This window comes from Lentzea sp. NPDC055074, assembly GCF_053608005.1.
Genome location: NZ_JBSGUQ010000034.1, coordinates 25,360 through 49,221 on the forward strand (window position 1 = coordinate 25,360; position 23,862 = coordinate 49,221).

A 23,862-nucleotide genomic window follows, 5' to 3' on the forward strand; every position below is an offset into this window, starting at 1 on the left:
GCCCCGAACGACGAGTCCGGGGCCGTTGCCGTGTCCGGTGGAGGTCAGCCGACGACCAGTCCGTAGGCGGCCGCGAACGCGATCGCCTGCTCGACGTCGATCAGCGCCCCGGCGAGCTTGGCCTGCCGGAGCCCGTTCGCGTCCACCTTCGCGCCGCGCAGGTCTGCGCCGTCGAGCTTCGCGTCGAGCAGCCGCGCGCCCATCAGGTCCGCCTGGCTCAGGTCGGTGTTGCGCAGGTCGGCCTCGCTGAGGTTCGTCTCGCGGAACCGCTGCCCGCCGAGCTTCAGGTCGTACAGCGGCGCCTTCACGAACGACGCCAGCGTGAAGTCCACCTCGGTGAAGGTGACGGGCCGCAGCACGCAGTCGACGAAGTTCGACCCCATGAGGCTGCACGAGTCGAAGGCCGATCGCGTCAGCACCGTGCGGTCGAAGGTGCACTGCCGGAACGCGGTCGCCGTGTGCTTCGACTCGCCGAGATCCGTCCGGGTGAAGTCGCAGCGGGTGAAGGTGCACCCCGTCGTCACGAGCTCGCGGAGATCGGCCTCGGTGAAGTCGCAGTCGGTGAAAGACCGCTTCTCCCAGTGCTGACCCGGCAGGTTGGCGTCGGCGTAGTCCTCGCCGATCTCTTCGTCGGGGTTGTCCACTCTCACACTCTGCCATTGGCCACGTGTTGGTAACGTGCGGGTCGCCGGGCAGACCCGCCCGACGTCAACGAGGACCGTCATTCGGGAAGGCTCATGACCCGCACGCCCGTGAACGTCACTGTCACCGGTGCAGCCGGCCAGATCGGCTACGCACTTCTCTTCCGCATCGCTTCCGGCCACCTGCTCGGCCCGGACACCCCGGTCAACCTGCGGCTGCTGGAGATCACCCCCGCGCTGAAGGCCGCCGAGGGCACCGCGATGGAGCTCGACGACTGCGCCTTCCCGCTGCTCAAGGGCATCACGATCACCGACGACGCGAAGACCGCGTTCGACGGCGTGAACGTCGCCCTGCTCGTCGGCGCCCGCCCCCGCACCAAGGGCATGGAGCGCGGCGACCTGCTCGAGGCCAACGGTGGCATCTTCAAGCCGCAGGGCGAGGCGATCAACGCCGGCGCCGCTGACGACGTGAAGGTCCTCGTGGTCGGCAACCCGGCCAACACCAACGCCCTCATCGCCCAGCAGCACGCGCCGGACGTTCCGCGCGAGCGCTTCACCGCGATGACGCGCCTGGACCACAACCGCGCCCTGTCGCAGCTCGCCAAGAAGCTGGGCGTCGCGGTCACGGACATCCAGAACATGACGATCTGGGGCAACCACTCGGCCACCCAGTACCCGGACCTGTTCCACGCCAAGGTGGGCGACAAGACCGCCGCCGAGGCCGTGAACGACCAGGCGTGGCTGGAGAACGACTTCATCCCGACCGTCGCGAAGCGCGGTGCGGCGATCATCGAGGCCCGTGGCGCGTCTTCGGCCGCCTCGGCCGCGAACGCCGCCATCGACCACATCTACGACTGGGTCAACGGCACCGAGTGGACCTCGATGGCCATCCCGTCGGACGGGTCGTACGGCGTGCCCGAGGGCATCATCTCCTCGTTCCCCGTCCGCACCTCGGGTGGCTCGTACGAGATCATCCAGGGCCTGGAGATCGACGAGTTCTCGCGCGGCCGCATCGACGCCTCGGTCGCCGAGCTCGTCGAGGAGCGCGACGCGGTCAAGGGCCTCGGCCTGATCTGAGTTTTCCGTGGCAGTGTTGGGGACGTGCTGATTCCTTGGGACGTCCCCGCGCCACAGCTCTCCGACGCAGTGCACCCCGCGCTCGCTGACGCCGCCCGCGCGGCGTCAGCGGCGTACGGGCGTGCCCGATCTCTGCACACGCGCCTCGAGCTCCGCGAGGAAGTCGCGGACGGTGCAGACGGAACACCGACGATGCGCGTCGACCGCATCGTCGAGGACGCGATCCTGGAGTCGATCCACCGCAGTCGCGTGAACCTGCTCTCCGAGGAAGCCGGGTTCGTCGACAACGGCTCCTCGATCACCCTCGTCATCGACCCGGTCGACGGGTCTGCGAACGCCGCGTTCGGCGTCCCTCTCTCGTGCTTCGCCGGTGCGCTCGTCGAGGACGGCACGGCAAAGGAAGCTCTGACGACGTGGTTCGACACGGGCCGTGCGTGGCACGCGCTCGCAGGAGTGCCGACGTCGTTCCGCACCACCGGACGCACGACGCTCAAGGGCGCGTCCGTATGTCTGATGCGCCCCAAGACAGGCACTCAGGACGCGTGGCTGCGCATCGCGAACACCGCCGACCGCATCCGCGTGCTGTGCACGACCTGCCTGGAGACCATGCTGGTCGCGGAAGGCACGGTCGACGCGTTCATCGATCCGGGCAGCGACACGCACCGGATCATGGACCTCGCGACGGCGCTCGTCACCGTGCCGGCCGCGGGGGGTGTGCTGGTCGACCTGCACGGGCGGCCGTTCACGTTCGAACCCGACCTGACCCACCGGTGGTCGGGCGTGGCGGCAGCGACTCCTCAGCTGGCCGAGGAGCTGATCGCGACCGTGCTGGGTTAGACGCTTCCGCGCGGCTCGACGACGCAGTCGGGTCCGGGGAACACCAGACCTTCGTGGCCGTCGTTGAAGCGGACGAGGTACGGCGGATGTCCGTCGCTCCCGCGCACTTCGAGGATCTCGCCGAGGCGCTCCTCCAGTCCGATGGAGCGGCTGTGGACGTGGAGCCTGTCACCCACTGTTGCTTGCATGGTGCTGCAACACCTCCGGTGTGCGGCGTGAGGCCTTGGCACGATGAACGCGTCAAAGCCTAAGCCGCCACCGGAGGTGCGCAACAGGGCTCAAGTGCTCATCCGCCGCAAGCCGAGGAGACCTTCGCGGCGAGGTCGGCCTTCTGGGCCACCCAGTCCGCCGCGGAGTTCACGTTCTGCATGCCGTTCGCGGCCTCTTCGAGAGCCTTCTTCACGGTCTCGTCCGGCGCGGAGTTCGCGAGGGTCTCGAGCTCCTTCGCCTTGGCCTGGGTCTCCTCCAGGGCCTTCTGCGGGTCGCTCATGTCCGGCGAGAAGCCGACGAGCGAGATCGCGTCGGCGCACAGCTTCACCTTGTCCGCGGTGTCACTGACGCCCTGGATCGCGTCGCACGCCGTCAAGCTGCCCAACGCGATGACAGCCGCGGCAAGCGGTCCAATAAGGCGCATTCGCGCTCCTTCTGCCCGATGTGTCCGTTTGTGTTGCTTACGACTCTACCGATGGACGTCTTGATCGAGTTGGCGTTGGTAGAGCTTGCGGATGACGTCGTCGATTTCCGGCTCCACGACGGCGAGGTCGTGGACCTCCACCTGCCGCACCACCTGGGTGATCAACTGGGCCGCCGTCGTCTCCGCCCTCCTGAACGTGAGGTGGTGGCGCAGCCCGCTGGCCTCACTGCGCACCGCCGTTACTCCGGGGACGTCTGGCGCCGGTCCGGGTTCCCGCAGGTCGATGACCAGCTCGCGGTCCGGGGTGACCTCGGCGCGCAGCTCCTCCAGCGGACCGTCGGCGAGCACCCGGCCGTGGTCGATCACCATCAGGCGCGGGCAGAGCCGTTCGATGTCGTCCAGGTCGTGCGTGGTGAGCAGGAGGGTTGTGCCGCGGCGGGTGTTGATGTCCGCGAGGAACTCCCGGAGGCGCTCCTTCGACTCGAGGTCCAGGCCGATCGTCGGCTCGTCCAGCACCAGCAGCTCCGGCGCGTGCAGGAGAGCGGCGGTGATCTCGCCGCGCATCCGTTGCCCCAGCGAGAGCTGCCGCACCGGGGTGATCAGGAGCCCTTGCAGGCCGAGGAGTTCGACGCACTCGTCGAGGCGCCTGCGGTAGTCCTCCGCCGAGACGCGGTAGATGGACCTGAGCAGGTCGAAGCTGTCCTGCAGCGGCAGGTCCCACCAGAGCTGGCTGCGCTGGCCGAACACGACGCCGATGCGTTTCGCGAGATCGCGCCGCTGTTTCGACGGGTCGACGCCGTTCACCCTGATGTGGCCGCTGGTCGGCACCAGGATCCCGGTCAGCATCTTGATCGTCGTGGACTTGCCGGCACCGTTCGGCCCGACGTACCCAACGGCTTCGCCCGCCTCGACCCCGAACGTGACGCCGTCGACCGCCGTGACGGTCTTGTAGTTGCGCCGCAGGCCTTTCGACGTGGCGACCTTGAACTCCCTGCGGAGCTCCCTGACCTCGATCATGATCCCGTTCCCCGGTAGTGCCTGACCGCGAACCGCCACACGAACCCGGCGACGACCGCCGCCAGTGCCGCGACGAGCGGTGATGTCCAGCCGACCCAGCCTGGCAGGCCGAGCGGATCCTGCTTCCCGAGCAGCGCGAGGCTCGGGTAGTACGCGACGAACGCCCCCGGCACGATGAACGCCATCAGCCAGCGCAACGGCACGGTGTAGACGTTGACCGGGTACGAGGTGAAGGCGCCGCTGCCGTAGGTGAAGGCGTTGGCGAACTCACGGCCCTCCACGATCCAGAAGCAGACCGAGCACGTCACGACCCAGATCGAGCTGAAGATGACCGCACCCGCCAGCGGTGTGGCGACGACCAGCAGGACCTTCGCCGGCGTCCAGCCGACGCTGACGTGCGCCAGCGCGTAGACCATCACGGCCAGAGCGCCGAGGATGCGCCCGATCCTGCGCAGGCGGACGTCCGACACCATGATCTGCGGCAGCGTGCCGAGCGGCCGCATCAGCAGCACGTCGAAGGTGCCGGAGCGGATGTACGTCGGCAGGTTGTCGAGCTGCCCCGCGAAGAGGTCCGCGATGCCGAACGCGATGCCGGCGAACGCGTACATCAGCAGCACTTCTTCTTTGGTGAACCCGCCGAGCGCGCTGATGTGACCGAACAGCACGAGGATCACGACCAGCTCGACCCACTGCGCCAGCACCTGCGTGACGAGGTCGATCGCGAACGACGCGCGGTAGGACATCTGGCTTCTCAGCCGCGCGCCGATGAGCCTCGGGTAGATGGTGTCAGCCACCCTGGACCACCACCTTGCGCACCGCGCGTTGGAGGACCAGGTGACCGGCGGCGAGCAGCGCCACGGCCCAGAACCCCTGGTAGAGCAGGGTTCGCATCAGGTCGCCGCGCCCGAGGAACACGTCGATCGGCGCCTGCATCAACGCGGGGAACGGGGTCATCCACAACACGTCCCGAGCCCACTCGGGGAAGAACGCGATCGGCACGGTGAGCCCGCACAGCAGGCCGGACGTGACGTTCCAGAACCCGTACAGCCCCCTGTTGTCGAGCAGCCAGAACGCGCTGGCGTCGATCAGGAAGCGGCACGCGAAGCTGACGACCAGCGCGATGACCGCGCTGAGCAGGAACAGCGGCCAGCGCACCGGACTCGCCGGGAACTGGAACGGGAACAGCAGCATGCCGAACACCATCGGCGGCGCGAGCCTGGTCAGGAACGCGAAACCGCCGCGGCCCAGGTCCTGCGCGAGCATGGCGCTCTGCAGGTGCCAGGGCCGGTACAGGTCGACGACGACGTCACCGGATCGCACGCGCTCGGCGAGCTCGTTGGTCCCCCACAAGAGGATGAACCCGAGCAGCCCCTGCCCGATCCAGACGTACGTGTTGGTGGCAGCGATGTCGTAGTCCGCGATCTCGCCGTTCGCCGCTGTCAGAGCAGCGGCGAGCACGGCGACCCGCAGCAGGCCGAAGACCACGTTCGCGGTCATTCCGGCCAGCATCGCTTGTCGGTAGGTCGAGTACCTTCGGAATCCAGCAATGATCAAATCGGCGTGAACACGCACGTCGATCTACGTTAGTGACCGTCGCAAGTGGATTTCTCAGGACCCGAACGCGCTGGTGACGACCTCCCCGGCCTCGGGCTGCGAGCCCAGGCACAGGAAGTAGTTGCGGCTGCCGTCCTTGAACCCGACGGCCGTCATCTCCCACCCCGTCGTGTCGACGGTCGGCCGCGAGTTCGCCTTCATCACGGCGGACGTGCAGACGTCCTTCAGCTCGGGCGAGGCCATCAGCTCGTCCGAGTCGACCGCCGGGATCTCCCCGGAGAGCCAGCCACCGGAGAACGCCTCCCAGTAGTGCAGGTCCGCGCAACTGCCGACCTTCCGCGAGACCGCCGGCATGCCACCGATGTTCGTGATGCCGCGGAAGCAGGTCGACTTGTCGATGCAGAACCCGGAGTCGCACTTCTTGAGGTACGGCGGAACGGCCTCGGCACCGCCCTGCTGCGTCGTCGACGGCCCGGCCCCCTGCGCGGTCGTCTGCTGCTCCTTGTCGAACGGGTTCCACACGACCAGGCCCACCAGGAGCGCGACGACGACTCCGGCCGCGGCGGCGACCAGCGGCCACGTCTTGCGCTGGGGCGGGGGAGTGACCGGCACGGTCGGCATCCGCGTCGGATCGACCAGTTCGTCGCGCAGCTGTGCCGCACTGGGAGTGCGCAGGTTCGCGTCCGGGTGCAGCGCCCTCGCCAGCGCCTCGTGCATCGCGGGCGGCACCCCCGGCACCGCGGGCACGGGCCGGCGCAGGATCTCGCCGAGCTGGTCGAAGCTCGTGATCGGCCACGGCACCGGCCGCGGCGGCTTGCCCGCGAGCAACGTGTAGAGCGTCGCGGCGAGCGAGTAGACGTCGGCCTGCGGCGTCGGCTCGGCCATCGCGAACGCCTCGGGCGGCGCGTAACTGGGGCTCAGGGCGTCACGCGTGACCGTGCTGCCGCCCTGCGCGTCGAGCAGCGCCGCGAGCCCGAAGTCGGCGAGCTTCGGTGTCCCGTAGCGGTCGAGGAGGATGTTGGCGGGCTTGATGTCCCGGTGCAGCACGCCTTCCTGGTGTGCCGCGGCGAGCGCGTCCGCGAGCTTGATGCCGAGGTCCCGCACCCGGTCGGGGTGCAACGGCCCCTGCTGGTCGAGCTGGTCGGCGAGCGACCCGCCTGTGCACAGCTCCATGACGATGTACGGCGTGCCTCGGCCCGTGATGTTCGCGTCGTGCACCCCGACGACGTGCGGATGACCCGACAACTTGGCCGCAGCCTGCGCCTCGCGCAGGAACCGACGCCGGTCCCGCTCGTCGACCAGCACCCGGTTGTCGATCTTGACGGCGACGTCCCGGCCGAGTTGTGCCTGGTGGGCGGTGTAGACGGTGGCGAAACCGCCCGCGCCCAACGGTCTCAGTTCGGTCAGGCCGGGAATGTGGGGTGCGGTCACGCGCGGGAGCATAGTTCCGCACCCCGACAATCCTCCGGCTAGGCCGTGCAGTTCACCGTGCCGCTCCTCAGCGCGTGGCTGCTGGTGTTGTCGTCGTCCGCCCAGAGGGTCAGCTTCTTGCCGTTGACGCAGGCCGGCGAGATCGCGAAGCCCTCGAGGTTCACGTTCGGCAGCCTGGACGGCCGGTCGTACGTCGCCGTCACCTTGAACCTGCCTTCACTGATCGCGAGCGTCGTCGCGCGCCCGCTGCAGTTGCTGTCGCAGGTCGCCCAGAGCCGGTTGCTCTCCCACTCCAGGTCCATGACCTGCGCCTGCCCGCTCGCGAACTTCGAGACCAGCTCGGCCCCGCCGTCCTGCAGCGCGTACAGGAAGATCCCGCCGGTCGCCTCCAGCCCGACGGCGAACAACCCGGTCCCGTGCGAGGGGTAGTCGGCGGGGTTGTAGAGCTTGCCGCTGTCGTCCTTGAACTGCTGCGAGGTCAGGAACGAGTCGGGCACCCACGAGATGGCCTCGGGCCCGTCGTTGGGATCGACGGAGGGCATCCCGGGCAGCTTCCACTCGGCCGCCGCACTGCTCCCGCTGCCGATCTTCAACACCGTCGGCGCACTGACGTCACCGTTGTCGTTGTCCCGCTCGGAGACGACGAACAACCCGTCCGGCGTGCTCACCACGCCCTCGGCATCGGGGTCGCCCTTGCCGTTCTTGAACTTCAGCGACCGCTTCGAGTCGACCTTCCACGTGCTTCCGCTGGGCACGAGCCGGTAGAGCGTCGACGGCCCGTTCTTCACCGCCCACACGACGTTCGCACTCTCGAACGACAACCCGCTGAGGTTCTTGCCGAACACGTTGGTGCCATCGGCGTTCTTGACCGCCGAGTCACCGGGCCACGTCGTGGCAGCATCAGCCGAGGAGACCCCCAGGCAGAGCGCCACGACCGTGAACACGCCAATCGCCTTGATGCGCAACGGAACCGCCCCTTCTCTCACGAGGCAAGGTCGCACCTCGTGCAGGCTGACGGCGGACGTCCAGTGCACCAGACGATGAACAGTCGTGCTACTTCTTGGCCGCTGCCTTCGCGGCCTTCTTGAAGTCCCGCACCTCCAGCAACGACACCTGGTCCCGCACGTCAGCGACGCTACGTCGGCTTCCTTCGTCCCCGTAGTGCCCGGCCGCGGCTCGCCACCCCTCGGGCTGGATGTCGAACTGTTTGCCCAGAAGTGCAAGGAAGATCTTGGCCTTCTGGTCCCCGAACCCGGGCAGCGCCTTGAGTCGCTTGAACACCGCGGCCCCGTCCCCGTCGGCCCAGATCCGCGTGACGTCGCCGTCGTAGGTCTCGACGACGAACTGCGCCATCGCCTGCACTCGCTTGGCCATCGAGCCGGGGAACCGGTGCACGGCGGGAGGCGTGGCCATGACGGTGGCGAAGGCCTCGGGGTCGGCGTCGGCGATGCGGTGGACGTCGAGGCCGCCCATGCGGTCGGCCAGGACCTTGGGGCCGGAGAAGGCCTTCTCCATGGGGATCTGCTGGTCGAGCATCATGCCGAGCAACAGGGCGAACATGTCCGACGCGAGGAGTGCGTCCGCGTCGGGGTTCTGCGCGAGGCACACCGTGCGGGTCATGGCGAGAAGGATCGCACGCCCGGCGGAAGATCGCCGGAAGTGGTCCCCGGAGAGAATCCGGAAACACGAATGACCGCCCGCGCAAATGTGCGGGCGGCCACTTCACGTGCACTTCAGATAATTAGCTGGCCTTGTAGAGCGTGAACTGCTGGTTGGCGTTGCCGTGGCAGTCCCACTGCAGGAATCCGGTGCCATTCGCGGTGCCGCTGAAGTCGGTGTCCAGGCACTTGCCGGTGGCCTTGTTGCGGAACTGGACCGGCCACGTGTGGGTGTTCGGGTCGGCGCCGGTGGGGAGCACGACCTCCCAGCGCTGGTTGCCGCCGTTGTGGCAGTTCCACTGGATCACGTGGGCGCCGTTGTTCACCGAACCGCCGGACACGTCGAGGCACTTGCCCGAGTTGCCGTTGATGAACATCGCGGTGCCGTACTGGCTGCTGGGGTCCTCGACCCAGATCGGAGCCCAGGTCTGGTTGGAGGTGGCGAAGCAGTCGAACAGGATGACGCGCGCGCCGTTGTCGACGGAGTTCCAGGCCACGTCCGCGCAGCGCGGCGTGGTGCTGCCGTGGTTGGGGTCGGTGGTCTTCGGGACGATGAGCGTCCAGACGGCCGGCTCCGCCGCGGCCGCCTTCATCTCGGCGCCCGCCTTCGGGATCTGGTACGGCTCGAACTTCGGCGCGGCCGAGGACGGCGCGATCGCGATCGACATCAGGGCGGCACCCGCCGCAATGGCGACAGAAACTCTGCGAATGACGTTCTTCACTTCGAATCCCCCATGATTGCATGACTGAAAGAATCCATGGGAGGGCGTCCCCCGACGCTTAGTTGCTCCCCCAGGAACAATGCCAATCTTTCAGGATGCCCGGCAACAGTCAAGGGTCTTTTTGTCTTAATCGCGTGCTGTGTTCGTGCGGGACGAAACAGGTCAGGCGCCGGCCACGCGCACTTCCGAGACGACCTGGCGCACGAGAACGCGCAACGCTTCGCGGTCGACGGTGGACGGGTCGTCGGCGAGCCAGTCGCCGATCTCGGCCACGAACTGCTCGGGGGTCATCGGCGGCACCTCGAAGTCGAGGTCGTCGTCACACGTGACCTCGCCGGCGCGGCTCGGGTAGACGAGCAGGGCGCCGCGGACCTCGAGCCACGGGAGGAGCTCGGCGAAGCGTTCGACGCCTTCGATGAGCTGGGAGCCGCCGCCGCGGAACGGGTGGCCGTTGCGCCAGAGCTCGCCGTCCTCGTCGCAGTAGTAGTGGCCGGGCAGCCACGACTTCGACTCGATGAGGACCAGGCGGCGGCCGCACAGCAGGGCGTGGTCGATGTCCGTGAACACCGAGCCGGGCCAGGCGAGGCCGTGGAAGATGCGCACGCCCGGTAGTTGGGTCATGTACTCCGTGAGCAATCCGGCGGTCAGCCGTTCGCGTCGGTTTTCACCCGGACGGCCGAAAATCGTGTTCCCGTCGTACTCGCCTGCGAACGCCCGTTCTGCCCGCGCGACCGTCATGTACCGGCGTACCAGTCGGAACGCCCCGTAACCGGCGACCGCCACGAGCGGTAGCCAGACGGCGAGCAGCAGCGGTGACAGGGTCATCGTCAACGGGATGAGCAGGACGAACCACCCACCGATCGCGGCTGCCGCGGGGGCGTGGCCGAGGCCGGTGGCGGGGACGTAGCGGACCCGCGCGCCGAGGTCGATGCGGTGCCACCACTCCATCGAACCGAGGTCGACGCGGGGGCGCGGCGCCATGTAGTTCGGGTCGTCGCCGAAGTCGCGAAGGCGGCCCGTGTGGCCTGTTCTACGAGGTCGCGGCCGTGTCTGCGGTCGCACGACCGGCGGCGCCGTCGTGGCGGGGCGGTCGTAGTCGCGGCGCCGGACCGGGTCCTTCAGCGTCTCGTAGGCCTCCTGGAGCAGGCGGAAGCCGCCAGACGTCCCACCCGCGTCGGGGTGCATGACCTTGGCGAGAGAGCGGTAGGCCGACTTGATCTCCGAGGCGCTGGCGCCCCGGTCGACACCGAGCAACTCGTAGTAGTCGATCCCTGGCACGACACCGTCCAGTTCGGGGTTGGTCCGTGAACCTTATTGGGTCCAACACTTTCGCAGGGCATACGGCCCGGAGTTCGCCGACTAGTGTGAGCGGTGCGGTGACGAAGGGGCCTGTAGCGCAGTGGTTGACGCGCCCTCCTCCAGGGGAGGGAGAACGCCGGTTCGAATCCGGCCGGTCCCGCTCAGCACGGTTCCGCAGTCCCGCCTTTCCTCTCCCAGATCGTCCTTTGTGGACTGACGCTGGCCGTGCACACCTCGCGAGGCGCAGGATGTGCGGGTGGACGCACTCGAACGCCTGCGCCGCCTCTGTCTCGCGCTTCCAGAGGTGAGCGAACGCCTGAGCCACGGCGAACCCACCTGGTTCGTGCGCGGCAAGAAGACCTTCGTGACGCTCGCCGACCACCACCACGACGACCGCAGCGCGTTCTGGTGCGCGGCCGGCCCCGACGTGCAGCAAACGCTCGTCGCTCAGGCTCCGGAGCAGTACTTCCGTCCGCCCTACGTCGGTCACCGCGGCTGGCTCGGCGTGTACCTCGACGTGCCCGTCGACTGGGGTGTCGTCGCCGATCTCGTCGAGGACGCCTATCGGGTGATCGCCCCGAAGACGCTGGTCGCGCAACTCGACGCTTCGAGTTGCCGACCCGACTGACCTGCCGCAGTCTTCCGCGCATGTCGACCTGTGACGTCTGTGGCAACGAGTACTGGATGGCCTTCGAGGTGCGCACCGTCGGCGGCGGTGTGCACACGTTCGACAGCTTCGAGTGCGCGATCCAACGGCTGGCGCCGCGCTGCGAGCACTGCGACTGCCGCGTGATCGGGCACGGTGTGGAGGTGGAGGGCAAGTTCTTCTGCTGCGCGCATTGCGCACGGACGGGATCGGCCGACCTGGGTGCGATGATCCGCGACACCGTCGGCGCGCACCCCGGTTAACCCAGCACGAGGTCGAGGCTGAGCGGCACGGGCGGAGGCAGAACGTCCGTGCCCGCCCGGAACGACTCCAGCAGGTACGCGACCAGGCGCCGGGACCCGGCCATCGCGACCTCCACGGGCAGGCTGGACAGCCCGCCGTTCGCGATGAGCACCAGCGTCAGGTCGTGCGGCGAGAAGTCGGCCCGCAGGTGCCCGCTGTCCTTCGCACGCTGCACCAACGCGCCGAAGTCCTCCCACGTCCGGTCGCGCACCTCGGTGTGCAGGTCGGGGAACGACGCCGTGAACGCGGCGCTGAACCCGCGGTCGCACGCCTGGAGCTCGCACACCTTCTCGATCACCGTGCGGAACCCGCGCCACGGGTCGGGGTCCTTCAGCGCGTCGACGATGACGGCCTGGCACACGGCGAACTGCTCGGTGAAGGCCTCGACGACCAGCGACTCCTTCGTCGGGAAGCGCCGGTACAGCGTCGCGACGCCCACTCCCGCGCGGCGTGCGATCGCGGCCATCGGCACCTCCAGGCCGCGCTCGGCGAACAGCTCCCGTGCGACGGTCAGCACCCGTGCGCGGTTCTCTCTCGCGTCGGCTCGCATCTGAGACGGTTCGGCAGTCACTTCTTCTCACTTCGCACCAAGTGGACGGGGGTCTCCACTTAGCAGGCTACGTTCGTGGCATGAACTTCAACAGGCCGATCGTGAACCGCGTCAACAAGCTGGTCGTCGGGCTGCGGGACGCGCCGCTCGTGGGGAAGCTCGTGCGCAAGGGGATCACCGTCGTGTCCTACACGGGCCGCAAGTCGGGTCGCACGTTCACCACACCCGTTGGCTACCAACGCAAAGGTGACACCGTGAACATCCAGGTGATGATGCCGGACTCCAAGAGTTGGTGGCGCAACTTCAACGGTGAGGGCGGCCCGCTCACCCTTGAGCTCGACGGCACCGAACGGACCGGACACGCGACATCGCACCGTGACGACAAGGGTCGTGTCACGGTGCGAGTGCAGCTGTAGAAGCCTTACGCGGCAAGGCGTCGGCGCTCCAGGAACGCTGCCACGAGGTAGGCGCCGCCGCCCAGCACGGCCAGCACGCCGAAGAACCCGGCTCCGGGAACGAACAGCGTCGCGGCGGCGACCAGCATCAGCCACGTGCCCAGGTTGTAGTGCAGGGCGTTGCCGCGGATCGCGCCCTCGGCGAGGTAGATCATGCCGACGACGATGGTCGAGCCGGCGGGCCACAGCACGGTCTGCAGCTCCGGCTTGTCGAACACCGTGCTCAGGCCCGTGACCGCCAACGCCAGTGCGGCGAACCCGGTGATCCAGGCCGTTCCCACGAGCTTCTCGGCTCGTCGCCGGGCCTCCGTGGCGGCTTTCTGGGCACGCAGCGACGCGCTCATGGCGAAGACCGTGCCGGCGAGGAGCCCGGTGGCGAGCAACGCGATCGGCAGCCACGCCGGCATGGCCACGGCACCGGACCTGGACAGCATCGCGGCGCCGTGGCCGAAGACGTAGGCGAACGCGAAACCCAGGTAGGCGGCACGGTTGTCGACCTCGGTGGACGCGATGGCGGTGGTGGTGCGCAGGGCGGTGGCGTTCATGACGGGGACTCCTGGGAGACGAGTGAGGTGATCAGGCGTGGTGTGATGACGACGAACTGGGTCGAGCGGCGGAACGAGGCGCGCTGGTCGGCGAGGCCGTGCAGGCCCAGCCAGAACATCAGCGCGCGGTCGGGGTCCTGGAGGACCTGCGTGAACAGCCGCAACGCCTGCGAGGAGAGATCGGCCGCACCGAACATGACGCGGTAGCGGCGGGGGTGCAGGACGGCGAAGTCGAGGTAGGCGAGACCCGCGGAGTAGGCGTCGGGTGCGCCGAGGACGGCGGCCTCGAGTTCGCCGAACGCCTCGTGGCACACGGCCAGCAGGATGGCCGCCGGGTCGGGGAACTGCTGGTAGATCGAGGAGGTGGGGACCTCCGCCGCGCGGGACACGGCCCGCAGCGTCACGGCGTGGTCGGAGTCGACCAGGGCGGTCGCCGCCGCCAAGATCGCCTGGCGGCAGCCCGGCCTGCTCACGGCTCCGGGACGATGACGACCTTGCCCAGCACTGTGCGCGACTCGGCCAGGGACAGCGCGGCGGCCGCGTCCGACAACGGGATGCGCGCGGCGATCTGCGGCTTCAACGCACCGGCCTTGACCAGCTGCAACACCTGCGTGAGGTCCTCGGCCAGACGAGCGCGAAACGCGGCCGTGCGGAACCGCTTGCCGGCCCAGAAGTTGTAGAAGCCCGCGCGCTTGCCGTTGGGCAGCAGGTTCCACAGCGCGAGCTGACCGAAGTTCTTGAGCACCGGCAGCGTCCCGTTGCCCTGCTCGTCCTTCGTCGCGGCCGAACCGTAGTTGACCAGCGTGCCGCCGCGGCGGACCAGCTTCCAGGACCCGTGCACGCCGGGGCCACCGACGTGGTCGAACACGGCGTCCACGCCTTCGGGCGCCAGCCCGCGGATGCGGTCGTACATGTTCGGGTCGCGGTAGTCGACGGGGATGGCGCCGAGCTCGCGGACCGCGTCGTGGTGACGCTTCGACGCCGTGCCGATGACCTTGATGCCGGCGTGGCGGGCGAGCTGCACCAGCGTCGAGCCGACGCCACCGTTCGCACCGAGCACCACGATCGTGTCGCCGCGCTTGACCTTGGCGGTCCGGTACATCATCTGCCACGCGGTGACGCCGTTGACGGCGACGGTCTCGGCGGCGGCGGAGTCCACGCCGTCCGGCACGGGCACCAGGTCCGCGGCCTCGACGATCAGGTGGCTGGCCCACCCGCCGATCTTGGTGACCGCGGCGAACCGGTGTCCCCGCAGGTCGCGGTCGACGCCGGGGCCGGTCCCGACCACCGTGCCGACGACGTCGTAGCCGGGCACGAAGGGGAACGCGGGCTGGTCGTAGTACTTGCCCAGGCGCATCTGCTGCTCGGCGAACGACACCCCGGTCGCCTCCATGCGCAGGACGACCTGGCCCTCACCCGGCGCGGGCAGGTCGCGGACCTGGACGTGCAGGCCGTCGGGCTCGACGACACCCGGCATGACGATCTCGGTGGCGCGGGTGGTGGCGGTCGTGGCGTTCATCGTGTGGCTCCTTGCGGTCTCGGCTGTGCTTACGGATATAAGCTAACGCCCGTAAGTCTACGGGCGCAAGGCCTAACAGCCATAAACTTTCAGGTGTATGGTTACGACCGTGACGAACACGGAACCGCGCAGGCGCAACCGCCGGGGCGAGGGCGGGAAACTGCGGGACGAGATCATCGCGGCGGCCGTCGCGCTCCTGGACGAGGGCGGCGACGAACGCGCGGTCACCCTGCGCTCGGTCGCGCGGAAGGCGGGGATCGCGGCACCGTCGATCTACCCGCACTTCGCGGACCAGCCGTCGATCATGCTGGCCGTGGTGCAGCAGGAGATGGACGCGCTCACGGCCACCCTGCGCCAGGCCGACGACAACGCGGGCACGGGCGCGCGAGCGAGGCTTTTCGCGGTGTGCAACGGATACCTGGACTTCGCCCAGGCGCACCCGCAGCGCTACCGGATCATGTTCGGGGGCCTGTGGACGCCGTCGGTCGAGGACACCTCGATCACCGACGCCGACCTCGACTCACTGGGTGTCGAGGCCTTCACGCTGCTAGTCGACGTGCTCGGAGCGTGCGTCGAGGAGGGGATCGCGCACGCCAGCGACGACCTCTACGGCGACGCGGTGGCGTTGTGGCTGGGGCTGCACGGCCTCGCGCACCAGCGGGCCGTGGTGCGCAAGATGCCCGGACCGGCCGACGTCGGCGATCGGCTGATCAGGGCACTCGCGCACCTCAAGTGACTACGGGGCCTCGAAGAGGGTCGACACCGACTCACCGACGTTGATCCGCCGCATCGCCTCGGCCATCGCCGGCGCGATCGACAGCACCTTCAGCTTCGGCACGACCTTGTCGTCCGGGATCGGCACGGTGTTCGTCGCGACGATCTCCAGCACGTCGTCGAACGCCTGCAGCCGGTTCAGCGCACCGGACGAGAACAGCCCGTGCGTGCACGCGACCCGGATCGACCCGGCCCCGCGCTCCCGCAGCTTGTCCAGCAGCTCGATCACCGTCGAACCCTTGGCGATCTCGTCGTCGAGCACGATCACGTCCCGCCCGGCCACCTCGCCGATGACCGTCGAGATCTGCACCTCGTCGTCGGCGAACCGCTGCTTGGCGCCGGCCGCCACGGGCAGCCCGAGGATCCGGGCGAAGTGCGCGGCCTCCTTGGCGTTGCCCAGGTCCGGCGACACCACGACCGTGTTCGACAGGTCGTGCTGCGAGAAGTGCGCGGCCAGCTCGCGCAGGGCGTGCAGGTGGTCGACGGGGACGGAGAAGAACCCGTGCACCTGCGGCGAGTGCAGCGTCATCGCCAGCACCCGGGACGCGCCCGCGGCCACCATCAGGTCGGCGACCAGGCGGCCGCCGATCGAGATCCGGGGCGCGTCCTTCTTGTCCGAACGCGCGTACGCGTAGTGCGGCAGGACGACGGTCGTGCGCGCGGCGGAGGCGCCACGGGCAGCGTCGAGCATCAGCAGGAGCTCGACGAGGTGTTCCTGCACCGGCGGCACCAGCGGCTGGATCAGGAACACGTCCCGCTCACGGCAGTTCGCCTGCAACTGGACTTCCAGGCAGTCGTTGGCGAACCGCGTCAGCCGGCTGGGGGAGAGATCGACACCGAGGTGACCACAGATCTCGGCGGCGAGTGAGGGATGGGCAGAACCACTGAAGACAGCGATGTCACGCACACCCGCGAACCTAGTCGACGACCAGCACCAACTTGCCGTCGCGGAAGAACGGCGTCAGGTTCCCGCGCGTGTCGACGGTGTGCGTTCCGCGCGGGAAAACGGCCTCTATGGCCGTGAACGCGAGGATGTCCGACACGCCGTGACGGCCGCGCAACGACCGTTGGCCTTGGTAGCGAAGAGCGCGCCCCTCGCGGCGGTACTGGTGGGCCTCAGCAGCAGTGGAGGCGCCTACTCGAAGCGCCTCCGGGCCTACCAGACGTCCTGAGGACGCACCCCGTACGGAGACGCCGAAACCCTGCGCGACCAGTGAGTTCACCACTGCGTCGGACGGGGGGACGGGCAGGAGGAAGGACATCGCGAAGTGGCTGTCGACCTCGTGCACCACGACCGTTCGGGCCGTGGTCAGCACGGTGTCGTGCAGCTCCAACGCGATCTTCTCCGCTTCCCAGCGGTTTTCATAGCCGGCGTCGATGCCGACGAAGGTGCTGGTCACCTGACCTCCACGAAGATCGGGTTGGTGTAGCACCACAGGTCCTCCCACGGGTTCGCGGCTCCCGGTACGTCCGCCTGCGGTTCGAACGCGCCGCGGTTGCCGTCGGTTCCGCGCAACCGGAGGTAGAAAGGCTCCCGGACGTTGCGGAACGTGTGCGTGAAGACCGCATGGTGCCAGCGCGGCTCGTAGGATCGCTCGACCTTCACATGTGGCGTGGCCAACGTTTCAGATGATGATCGTCCGGTTACCGCGCCCTTGATGAGGTCCAAACGGCGCAATCGTGGCACGAATCCGGCGCTGTTGGGGCGAGTCGCCAGACGTGCCTTGACCAGCACCGTCACGTCCGAGCCACGCCGGACGCGCAGCCGCCCGCCCATCGTCTGCGTTCCACCGGATGCGTAAACGTGGAATTGAAGATCATCGACGAGGCCACCGTGCGACACCCACGCCCGGCCTGCGCGAAGACCTTCCATCACGGCTCCGCGCGTCCGCCGGGTCGCGCCGACGACGGTCCGTGAGAACTCACAGGGGAAGAAGTCGACGTACGGCGGCGACACCTGCGGCACGGCGCCTTCGATCGGGTCGAGGTGCTTGCCCATGAGGTCGAACTGATCTCCCGGCTCCGGGACGCGGACGATCGTGTCGCGCGAGTTGAAGTGCGAGTCCGAGTTCGACGTGACCCACCAGCCGAGACCTTCGGCGAGCAGCGAGTCCCAGACCCCGCCGACCTTCGCCGTCATCCAGTCGAAGCCGCCGTACGTCCTGTACGCCTCGGGCGGGTAGGGCGCGTACGAGTTCGAGCCGGGACTGTTCGCGTACCCGCCGCGATGGCCGCCCGGACCGCGCAACGGATCTCCGTCGCCCTGCGCTCCCGGCGCGCCCTCCATGCCGACAACGATGTCCGGAGCCAGGTCGCGCATGTTCCGGAGCTCGTACGGCGCCACCCGGCCGTTGCGCATCGGGTGGTTCACGAACACCAGCGCGGACTTCATGGTGCCGTTGCGGATTTTGGTCTGCAGGAACCGGATCGCGTCGAGCGCCTTCTGCTCGTTCGCCGGGCTCGAGGCCTCCGCGCCGTTCAGCCGCCAGTCGAACTGCCGCTCGAAGTCGCGCAGCACGCCGGCCTCGTCACGGCAGTCCTCGAAGAACAACGTGGCGTGTTCGGCGCCCGGGACGTTCCACTCCATCCCGTGCCACAGCAGCAGTTGCGGGAACTTCCGGGCGGCCCGGCGGAGGTCGGCCGCGGTCTGCTCGACCGAGTGCGCCTCGTGCGACGCGTGACCGTGGTCGGTGACCACGAGCCAGTCCGTGCCGTGCCGCAACGCGCCGCGGATCTGCTGCTCGACGGTGTACATGCCGTCGTACGAGTACTGCGTGTGCGTGTGGTGGTCGCCGGAAAGCCACTGGTAGCGCCCGGATGCCGACGCGGTCCCGGTCCCCAGCGCACCCGCCACACCGAGCACGCCCGCTCCCTGCAGGAAGCGTCTGCGAGCTACTTCGGACATGGCTGGACCTCCACGAGACGGGTCGGGGTCCGTGGAGGCTAGGCCGATCGGGTGTGCCGCAGGTGGACTGCGGATGAACTAGACGGGAAGCAGGTCCACCCAGTCCAGGAACGGCAGCGCGCCCGTGCCCTGCAACGCCGCGAGCCCCAGCCAGATCGACAGGATCGTCACGACGGGCCCGACGATGGCCATCTCCACCACGCCACCGGTCTTCATCCGCATGATCTTGGGCGGCGCCACCGGATACCAGGTCTTGCCGAAGATGGGGATCGGCCACAGGATCGGGCAGCCCTGCTCGGTGATCGCGTCACCGACGTAGTGCGCGAAGCACCCGATGCCGACCGCGATCCCGCACGCCGCCGCGGACGCGTCCGTCTGCGAGGTCCACGCGATCATCGCCCAGGTGATGCCCGCCGAGACCACGGTGATCAGCAGCGCGTCCTGCTTGGGGCACCAGTCGTTCATGATGCCGCGCACCGCGAGACCGGCGAACACGAACATCAGCACGGGCAGCGCCCACTTCTGGCTGTTCTGGATGACCGCGGCGGTGAAGACGGCGGAGAAGATGGCGAAGACGAGCGTGTGGGTGAGACCGCGATGCCCGCCGTCTCGCTTGGAATCTCTTTTCAGCCGTGTGGTCCGGTAGACGAAGCTGCTCAACGCGTTGATGCCCGCGGACAGCCCGCTGCTCAGTGCTCCGAACGTGCGCGAGATGGTCGAACCGGGGTGGTCGAGGTCGGGCAGAAGTGCTGCCCCGGTGGCGAGAACCGCTCCCACGGCCCAGCTCTGCGGCGAGAGCTGGCCGATCGGGTGACTCGACGCGAGTGCGGTGACAGCGCTCCAGGCGAGCAGCCCACTCATCGCATGTGTTGGCCCAGTTGACACTTACGCCCCTTCTAGTGATCACCCGACGGTGAAAACAGTAGTCGCCGGTATCAGGCGCCCGTGCCAGAACTCCATATGTCCGGACAACCATCTCCATCCAAAGGAGTTCCGACATGGCGCAGGTGTGGCTCATCACCGGCAGTTCCCGCGGCGTCGGCCGCAAGACCGCCGAAGCGGTTCTCGCCGCCGGGCACCAGCTCGTCGCGACCGCTCGCAACCCGCGCGATCTCGACGACCTCGTCTCTCAACACGGCGACAGGGTCCGATCTGTTGCACTTGACGTCCGTGACGTTGCTCAAGCCCGTGAGGCCGTGGCGACTGCAGTCCGCGAGTTCGGCCGGCTCGACGTTGTGGTGAACAACGCGGGCGCCGGCCGGGTCACCTCGATCGAGGAGTGCTCGGAGGAGGACTTCCGCGACCAGCTGGAGGTCAACCTCTGGGGTGCCGTCAACGTCACCCGCGCCGCGCTGCCGGTGTTGCGCGCGCAGCGGTCAGGGCACTTCCTGCACGCCGGGTCGACCGCGGGGCACACGGCGCTGGGTGGCGGGCTCGGCCCGTACGTGATGTCGAAGTTCGCGCTGCGCGGGTTCAACGAGTCGCTGGCCGCCGAGTGCGCGCCGTTCGGCGTCAGGTCCACGTTGATCGAGCTCGGAGGCATGCAGACGGACTGGACCGGCAGCTCTCTGGTGGTGACCGAGCACGGACCGGACTACGTTCCGTCTGTCGGGGTACTACTGGGCATGGTGCGAGGAGCCGACGGCAACATGCCCGGTGATCCCGCCAAGGCGGCGAAGGTCATGCTCGACGTGGTAGCCATGGACGAGCCGCCGCTGTGTCTGCTGCTGGGCAGCGACGCGGTGGATATGGTGCGCCTGGCAGACCAGGCACGGAATGCGGAAATCGACAAGTGGGAGCACGTGAGCCGGTCGACCGACCGCAACCCTGAACCGGTGTAACCAGGGTCGCAGGCGCGGGTGGTCGGTTTACCAGTACGCTTGTCTTGCTTGCATCGTCGCGAGAGGAGCGCCCAGGGTTATGGGCAAGATCAAGGTTCAGGGCACCGTCGTCGAACTCGACGGCGACGAGATGACCCGGATCATCTGGCAGTTCATCAAGGACAAGCTGATCCACCCGTACCTGGACGTCACTCTGGAGTACTACGACCTGGGCATCGAGCACCGGGACGCCACCGACGACCAGGTCACGATCGACGCCGCCAACGCCATCAAGAAGCACGGCGTCGGCGTCAAGTGCGCCACGATCACGCCTGATGAGGCGCGCGTCGAGGAGTTCGGCCTCAAGAAGATGTGGGTCTCGCCGAACGGCACGATCCGCAACATCCTCGGCGGTGTCGTCTTCCGCGAGCCGATCATCATCTCGAACGTGCCGCGCCTGGTCCCGGGCTGGACGAAGCCGATCATCATCGGCCGTCACGCCCACGGCGACCAGTACAAGGCCACCAACTTCAAGGTGCCCGGCGCCGGCAAGCTCACGATCACGTTCCAGCCCGAAGACGGCTCGGACCCGATCGAGCACGTCGTCACCGAGTTCCCGGCGGAGGGCGGTGTGGCGATGGGCATGTACAACTACAACAAGTCCATCGAGGACTTCGCCCGCGCCTCGTTCTCCTACGGCCTGCAGCGGGGCTACCCCGTCTACATGTCGACGAAGAACACGATCCTCAAGGCCTACGACGGTGCCTTCAAGGACATCTTCCAGGCCGTGTTCGACGCCGAGTTCAAGGCGGACTTCGACGCCGCCGGCCTGACCTACGAGCACCGCCTCATCGACGACATGGTCGCAGCGGCCATGAAGTGGGAGGGCGGCTACGTCTGGGCGTGCAAGAACTACGACGGTGACGTCCAGTCCGACACGGTCGCGCAGGGCTTCGGCTCGCTCGGCCTCATGACGTCGGTCCTGATGACGCCGGACGGCAAGACGGTCGAGGCCGAGGCCGCGCACGGCACCGTGACGCGTCACTTCCGCCAGCACCAGGCCGGCAAGCCGACCTCCACGAACCCCATCGCGTCGATCTACGCGTGGACCCGTGGCCTCATGCACCGCGGCAAGCTGGACAACACCCCCGAGGTGATCCGCTTCGCCGAGGCGCTCGAGGAGGTCGTGATCGAGACCGTCGAGGCCGGTCAGATGACCAAGGACCTGGCCCTGCTGATCAGCAAGGACCAGGCGTGGCTGACGACCGAGGACTTCCTCGCCGCGCTCGACGAGAACCTCAAGAAGAAGATGGCGTCGTTCTGATCGCCTGACTCGAGTACGTGAGAAGGCCACCCCGGTCACACCGGGGTGGCCTTTTTCGTGGTGTGTCACCCGGTCGGTTCCTCTTGCGGGTGGTAACCGCGCCGAGCCGTCCACACAGGCCGTGCAGCCGATATATCTGCTGATCCAGGGCTTGTGGTGTGCGGAGGGTTCGACATGTTCGGTGTGCCGGTTCGGGGAATGATCGTCATCGGAGTGCTCGGGGTCGCCGGCGTCATGTACGCGGTGAACGGCGGCAAGCCGATGGGCAGCGACAAGAGCGCGGAGATCTGCAAGATCACGGTGACGGCGGACATCCTCAACGTCCGCTCCGGCCCCGGCGACATGCAGCCGATCGTCTCGACGATGCCGCGCGACGCGGTGACCGAAGCCCAGGGCCGCGTCGAGAACGGCTACCGGATGCTGAGCGACCGCCGTTGGGTCAGCCAGTCGTTCGTGGCGCTGACCAGCGACTCGACCTGCAAGTAAACTCGCGGGCATGTTGCGGAACATGTTTCGGTGGGGCAGGGACAAGGGCGTCACGCAGTGTTCCTGCGAGCCCGAGTGGCAGGGCCTCTACACCGAGATCTACGGCGAGCGCCAGCTGGCGCTGCCCCGCGACGAGATGGCCACGCTGGTCGGCTACCTCGACCTGACGGCCCGCTGCGCAGGCTGCGGCGCCGAGTACCCGAAGCCCTGGGGCCTGGCCTCCCAGTAGGCTCCCCGGTCGTGCTCACGGTCTCCACGGTCAACGTCAACGGTCTGCGCGCCGCCGCGAAGAAGGGCTACCTCGAGTGGCTCGCTGCGTCCTCAGCGGACGTGGTGTGCCTGCAGGAGGTTCGCGCGGAACCCTCCGAGCTGGCGCCTGAGGTCCACTCGCCCGACGGGTGGTTCGGCGTGTACGCGCCGTCGTCGTTGAAGGGCCGTGCGGGCGTGGGCGTTCTCTCGCGCGTCGAACCCACGTCGATCCGTGTGGGCTTCGGCACCACCGAGTTCGAGGCGAGTGGCCGGTACGTGGAGATCGAACTGCCGGGCGTCGTCGTCGCGTCGCTCTACCTGCCGTCCGGTGACGTCGGCACCGAGAAGCAGGACGAGAAGGACCGCTTCATGGCGGCCTTCCTGCCGTACCTGGTGTCGCTGCGGGAGAAGGCGGCCGTCTCCGGACGTGAGGTGCTCGTGTGCGGTGACTGGAACATCGCGCACCAGCAGGCAGACCTGAAGAACTGGAAGACGAACCAGAAGGAGTCCGGCTTCCTGCCTTACGAGCGGGAGTGGATGACTTCCGTGTTCGCGTCTGGGTACAACGACGTGATGCGCGCGCTGCACCCCGACGTGGTCGGGCCTTACTCGTGGTGGTCGTACCGCGGGAAGGCGTTCGACAACGACTCCGGGTGGCGGATCGACTACCAGGTCGCGACGGACGGGCTGGCGGGCCGGGCGCGGACCGCGGTGGTGGAGCGGGCCGCGACGTACGCCGAGCGCTGGTCGGACCACGCGCCGGTGACCGTGGTGTACGGCGACTGATGCTGGAACGGTGGCGCGCCGTCCTCGGCGAGGTGCCGGGAGGGCCCGCGTCGATCGACTGGCGTGCCGTCGAGGCCGAACTGGGCACCGCTCTGCCCACCGACTACCGGGTCTACGCGGACAACTACCCGGCGCTCTGCGTCGAGGGCTTCCTGCACGTGTCGCACCCTGTGGGCGAGTGGGCGTTGCGCGAGGCTGCGGAGGCGGCGCTCGTGCCGTTGCGCGGCCACCGGGAGGAATTCCCGGAGTTCGTGCCGTACGCGTTGTTCCCCGAACCGGGCGGGCTCCTGCCCTGGGGCATCACGGACAACGGTGACGACCTCTTCTGGTCGACCGAGGGCGACCCGGACGACTGGCGGGTGGTCGTCAGCGACCACGCCGAGTGGTGGACGCACGACGGCGGGGTGCTGAGCTTCCTCAGCGGGCTGCTCCGGCGCGAGATCGAGTGCCCGTTGCTGCCCCGACTCGGCGAGCCCGGTTACGAGGTCCGCGCCGACTAGGTGTAGTGCCCTGAGACGTTGTCGACGCGGCTGAGGGGTGGTTGTCCGCCGAGTGCGGTGTGGGCTCGGTGGTGGTTGTAGTGGTGCAGGAATTTTGGCAGGGCGTCGGCGCGTTGCTGGCTGCTGGTGA

32 protein-coding genes and 1 tRNA gene are annotated in these 23,862 nt (G+C 68.3%); 13 read left to right on the top strand and 20 right to left on the bottom strand.

Features of this window, described 5'->3' with window-relative positions; all coding sequences use genetic code 11:
* Positions 1–44: 44 nt before the first annotated feature.
* A complete protein-coding gene (locus ACWF7A_RS42910) occupies positions 45–644 on the bottom strand; it encodes a pentapeptide repeat-containing protein (RefSeq protein WP_452256212.1) in 600 nt (199 codons plus the stop codon).
* A gap of 93 nt (positions 645–737) precedes the next feature.
* Between ACWF7A_RS42910 and ACWF7A_RS42915 the strand changes: the two genes are divergently transcribed.
* On the top strand, positions 738–1,718 hold the full coding sequence (locus ACWF7A_RS42915) for a malate dehydrogenase (RefSeq protein ID WP_189154450.1): 981 nt from the start codon (positions 738–740) through the stop codon (positions 1,716–1,718).
* A 24-nt stretch (positions 1,719–1,742) separates the two neighbouring features.
* The gene (locus ACWF7A_RS42920) at positions 1,743–2,555 is read left to right on the top strand and encodes an inositol monophosphatase family protein (RefSeq protein ID WP_452256213.1); all 813 of its coding nucleotides are present in this window, start codon (positions 1,743–1,745) and stop codon (positions 2,553–2,555) included.
* Here the strand turns inward: ACWF7A_RS42920 and ACWF7A_RS42925 are convergent.
* From ACWF7A_RS42925 to ACWF7A_RS42970, 10 genes are all read right to left on the bottom strand, one after another.
* Positions 2,552–2,743: a DUF1918 domain-containing protein gene (locus ACWF7A_RS42925; RefSeq protein ID WP_452256214.1), complete on the bottom strand. Its 192-nt coding sequence runs from the start codon at positions 2,741–2,743 to the stop codon at positions 2,552–2,554. The two genes, ACWF7A_RS42920 and ACWF7A_RS42925, sit on opposite strands and share 4 nt — an antisense overlap.
* Before the next feature lie 98 nt (positions 2,744–2,841).
* Positions 2,842–3,189 carry a bacteriophage spanin2 family protein gene (locus ACWF7A_RS42930; RefSeq protein WP_452256215.1) on the bottom strand — a complete coding sequence of 116 codons (348 nt, stop codon included), beginning with the start codon at positions 3,187–3,189 and terminating at the stop codon, positions 2,842–2,844.
* 45 nt (positions 3,190–3,234) lie between these two features.
* Positions 3,235–4,206: an ABC transporter ATP-binding protein gene (locus tag ACWF7A_RS42935; protein WP_452256216.1), complete on the bottom strand. Its 972-nt coding sequence runs from the start codon at positions 4,204–4,206 to the stop codon at positions 3,235–3,237.
* Positions 4,203–5,000: an ABC transporter permease gene (locus ACWF7A_RS42940; protein WP_452256217.1), complete on the bottom strand. Its 798-nt coding sequence runs from the start codon at positions 4,998–5,000 to the stop codon at positions 4,203–4,205. Before ACWF7A_RS42940 ends, ACWF7A_RS42935 begins: the two co-directional genes overlap by 4 nt.
* Positions 4,993–5,703, bottom strand: coding sequence for an ABC transporter permease (locus ACWF7A_RS42945; protein ID WP_452256218.1), 711 nt, complete (start codon positions 5,701–5,703; stop codon positions 4,993–4,995). Before ACWF7A_RS42945 ends, ACWF7A_RS42940 begins: the two co-directional genes overlap by 8 nt.
* A gap of 111 nt (positions 5,704–5,814) precedes the next feature.
* The gene (locus ACWF7A_RS42950) at positions 5,815–7,191 is read right to left on the bottom strand and encodes a serine/threonine-protein kinase (RefSeq protein WP_452256219.1); all 1,377 of its coding nucleotides are present in this window, start codon (positions 7,189–7,191) and stop codon (positions 5,815–5,817) included.
* Between the two features lie 38 nt (positions 7,192–7,229).
* A complete protein-coding gene (locus ACWF7A_RS42955; protein ID WP_452256220.1) occupies positions 7,230–8,177 on the bottom strand; it encodes a hypothetical protein in 948 nt (315 codons plus the stop codon).
* A gap of 67 nt (positions 8,178–8,244) precedes the next feature.
* The gene (locus tag ACWF7A_RS42960) at positions 8,245–8,811 is read right to left on the bottom strand and encodes an HhH-GPD-type base excision DNA repair protein (protein WP_452256221.1); all 567 of its coding nucleotides are present in this window, start codon (positions 8,809–8,811) and stop codon (positions 8,245–8,247) included.
* A gap of 121 nt (positions 8,812–8,932) precedes the next feature.
* Positions 8,933–9,517, bottom strand: a complete 585-nt coding sequence (locus ACWF7A_RS42965; RefSeq protein ID WP_452256222.1) for an RICIN domain-containing protein — start codon at positions 9,515–9,517, stop codon at positions 8,933–8,935.
* 216 nt (positions 9,518–9,733) lie between these two features.
* Positions 9,734–10,849 carry a J domain-containing protein gene (locus ACWF7A_RS42970; protein WP_452256223.1) on the bottom strand — a complete coding sequence of 372 codons (1,116 nt, stop codon included), beginning with the start codon at positions 10,847–10,849 and terminating at the stop codon, positions 9,734–9,736.
* Between the two features lie 106 nt (positions 10,850–10,955).
* On the opposite strand from ACWF7A_RS42970, the gene ACWF7A_RS42975 reads away from it, so the two are divergent.
* The 3 genes from ACWF7A_RS42975 (at position 10,956) to ACWF7A_RS42985 (ending at position 11,779) form a co-directional block, all read left to right on the top strand.
* Positions 10,956–11,030, top strand: a tRNA-Trp gene (locus ACWF7A_RS42975).
* A 96-nt stretch (positions 11,031–11,126) separates the two neighbouring features.
* Positions 11,127–11,498: an MmcQ/YjbR family DNA-binding protein gene (locus ACWF7A_RS42980; RefSeq protein WP_452256224.1), complete on the top strand. Its 372-nt coding sequence runs from the start codon at positions 11,127–11,129 to the stop codon at positions 11,496–11,498.
* A gap of 20 nt (positions 11,499–11,518) precedes the next feature.
* A complete protein-coding gene (locus tag ACWF7A_RS42985; RefSeq protein ID WP_452256225.1) occupies positions 11,519–11,779 on the top strand; it encodes a Prokaryotic metallothionein in 261 nt (86 codons plus the stop codon).
* Here ACWF7A_RS42985 and ACWF7A_RS42990 read toward each other — a convergent pair.
* Entirely contained in the window at positions 11,776–12,369 is a 594-nt protein-coding gene (locus ACWF7A_RS42990) for a TetR/AcrR family transcriptional regulator (protein ID WP_452256226.1), read from the bottom strand. The genes ACWF7A_RS42985 and ACWF7A_RS42990 overlap by 4 nt on opposite strands.
* An 80-nt stretch (positions 12,370–12,449) precedes the next feature.
* On the opposite strand from ACWF7A_RS42990, the gene ACWF7A_RS42995 reads away from it, so the two are divergent.
* Positions 12,450–12,785, top strand: a complete 336-nt coding sequence (locus ACWF7A_RS42995) for a nitroreductase/quinone reductase family protein (RefSeq protein WP_452256227.1) — start codon at positions 12,450–12,452, stop codon at positions 12,783–12,785.
* A 5-nt stretch (positions 12,786–12,790) separates the two neighbouring features.
* Here the strand turns inward: ACWF7A_RS42995 and ACWF7A_RS43000 are convergent, their stop codons facing one another.
* The 3 genes from ACWF7A_RS43000 to ACWF7A_RS43010 are packed head-to-tail and all read right to left on the bottom strand — an operon-like array spanning position 12,791 to position 14,888.
* Positions 12,791–13,369, bottom strand: a complete 579-nt coding sequence (locus ACWF7A_RS43000; protein WP_452256228.1) for an ABC transporter permease — start codon at positions 13,367–13,369, stop codon at positions 12,791–12,793.
* The gene (locus ACWF7A_RS43005) at positions 13,366–13,842 is read right to left on the bottom strand and encodes a TetR/AcrR family transcriptional regulator (protein ID WP_452256229.1); all 477 of its coding nucleotides are present in this window, start codon (positions 13,840–13,842) and stop codon (positions 13,366–13,368) included. Before ACWF7A_RS43005 ends, ACWF7A_RS43000 begins: the two co-directional genes overlap by 4 nt.
* Positions 13,839–14,888 carry a medium chain dehydrogenase/reductase family protein gene (locus ACWF7A_RS43010; RefSeq protein ID WP_452256230.1) on the bottom strand — a complete coding sequence of 350 codons (1,050 nt, stop codon included), beginning with the start codon at positions 14,886–14,888 and terminating at the stop codon, positions 13,839–13,841. Before ACWF7A_RS43010 ends, ACWF7A_RS43005 begins: the two co-directional genes overlap by 4 nt.
* Positions 14,889–14,997: 109 nt before the next feature.
* Between ACWF7A_RS43010 and ACWF7A_RS43015 the strand changes: the two genes are divergently transcribed.
* The gene (locus ACWF7A_RS43015; protein WP_452256231.1) at positions 14,998–15,624 is read left to right on the top strand and encodes a TetR/AcrR family transcriptional regulator; all 627 of its coding nucleotides are present in this window, start codon (positions 14,998–15,000) and stop codon (positions 15,622–15,624) included.
* Here ACWF7A_RS43015 and ACWF7A_RS43020 read toward each other — a convergent pair whose 3' ends face one another.
* The 4 genes from ACWF7A_RS43020 to ACWF7A_RS43035 form a co-directional block, all read right to left on the bottom strand.
* On the bottom strand, positions 15,625–16,569 hold the full coding sequence (locus ACWF7A_RS43020) for a ribose-phosphate diphosphokinase (protein WP_452256232.1): 945 nt from the start codon (positions 16,567–16,569) through the stop codon (positions 15,625–15,627).
* A gap of 10 nt (positions 16,570–16,579) precedes the next feature.
* Positions 16,580–17,062 carry a hypothetical protein gene (locus tag ACWF7A_RS43025; RefSeq protein WP_452256233.1) on the bottom strand — a complete coding sequence of 161 codons (483 nt, stop codon included), beginning with the start codon at positions 17,060–17,062 and terminating at the stop codon, positions 16,580–16,582.
* Positions 17,059–18,567: a PHP domain-containing protein gene (locus ACWF7A_RS43030; RefSeq protein ID WP_452256234.1), complete on the bottom strand. Its 1,509-nt coding sequence runs from the start codon at positions 18,565–18,567 to the stop codon at positions 17,059–17,061. The genes ACWF7A_RS43025 and ACWF7A_RS43030 overlap by 4 nt, the downstream gene beginning before the upstream one ends.
* A gap of 78 nt (positions 18,568–18,645) precedes the next feature.
* Positions 18,646–19,452, bottom strand: a complete 807-nt coding sequence (locus tag ACWF7A_RS43035) for a metal-dependent hydrolase (protein ID WP_452256235.1) — start codon at positions 19,450–19,452, stop codon at positions 18,646–18,648.
* A gap of 113 nt (positions 19,453–19,565) precedes the next feature.
* On the opposite strand from ACWF7A_RS43035, the gene ACWF7A_RS43040 reads away from it, so the two are divergent.
* The 6 genes from ACWF7A_RS43040 to ACWF7A_RS43065 all read left to right on the top strand — a co-directional run bounded on the left by ACWF7A_RS43040 (position 19,566) and on the right by ACWF7A_RS43065 (position 23,732).
* Positions 19,566–20,408, top strand: coding sequence for an SDR family NAD(P)-dependent oxidoreductase (locus ACWF7A_RS43040; RefSeq protein ID WP_452256236.1), 843 nt, complete (start codon positions 19,566–19,568; stop codon positions 20,406–20,408).
* A gap of 79 nt (positions 20,409–20,487) precedes the next feature.
* The gene (locus ACWF7A_RS43045) at positions 20,488–21,711 is read left to right on the top strand and encodes an NADP-dependent isocitrate dehydrogenase (RefSeq protein ID WP_382443389.1); all 1,224 of its coding nucleotides are present in this window, start codon (positions 20,488–20,490) and stop codon (positions 21,709–21,711) included.
* A gap of 198 nt (positions 21,712–21,909) precedes the next feature.
* Positions 21,910–22,197, top strand: coding sequence for a hypothetical protein (locus tag ACWF7A_RS43050; RefSeq protein WP_452256237.1), 288 nt, complete (start codon positions 21,910–21,912; stop codon positions 22,195–22,197).
* A gap of 10 nt (positions 22,198–22,207) precedes the next feature.
* Positions 22,208–22,426, top strand: coding sequence for a hypothetical protein (locus ACWF7A_RS43055; protein WP_452256238.1), 219 nt, complete (start codon positions 22,208–22,210; stop codon positions 22,424–22,426).
* A gap of 11 nt (positions 22,427–22,437) precedes the next feature.
* Positions 22,438–23,232, top strand: coding sequence for an exodeoxyribonuclease III (locus tag ACWF7A_RS43060; RefSeq protein WP_452256239.1), 795 nt, complete (start codon positions 22,438–22,440; stop codon positions 23,230–23,232).
* Positions 23,232–23,732, top strand: a complete 501-nt coding sequence (locus ACWF7A_RS43065) for a hypothetical protein (protein ID WP_452256240.1) — start codon at positions 23,232–23,234, stop codon at positions 23,730–23,732. The genes ACWF7A_RS43060 and ACWF7A_RS43065 overlap by 1 nt, the downstream gene beginning before the upstream one ends.
* On the opposite strand, the gene ACWF7A_RS43070 is transcribed toward ACWF7A_RS43065, so the two are convergent.
* Positions 23,729–23,862 (bottom strand): integrase core domain-containing protein (locus ACWF7A_RS43070; RefSeq protein WP_452256243.1); only part of this gene is annotated, 134 nt, incomplete at its 5' end. The two genes, ACWF7A_RS43065 and ACWF7A_RS43070, sit on opposite strands and share 4 nt — an antisense overlap.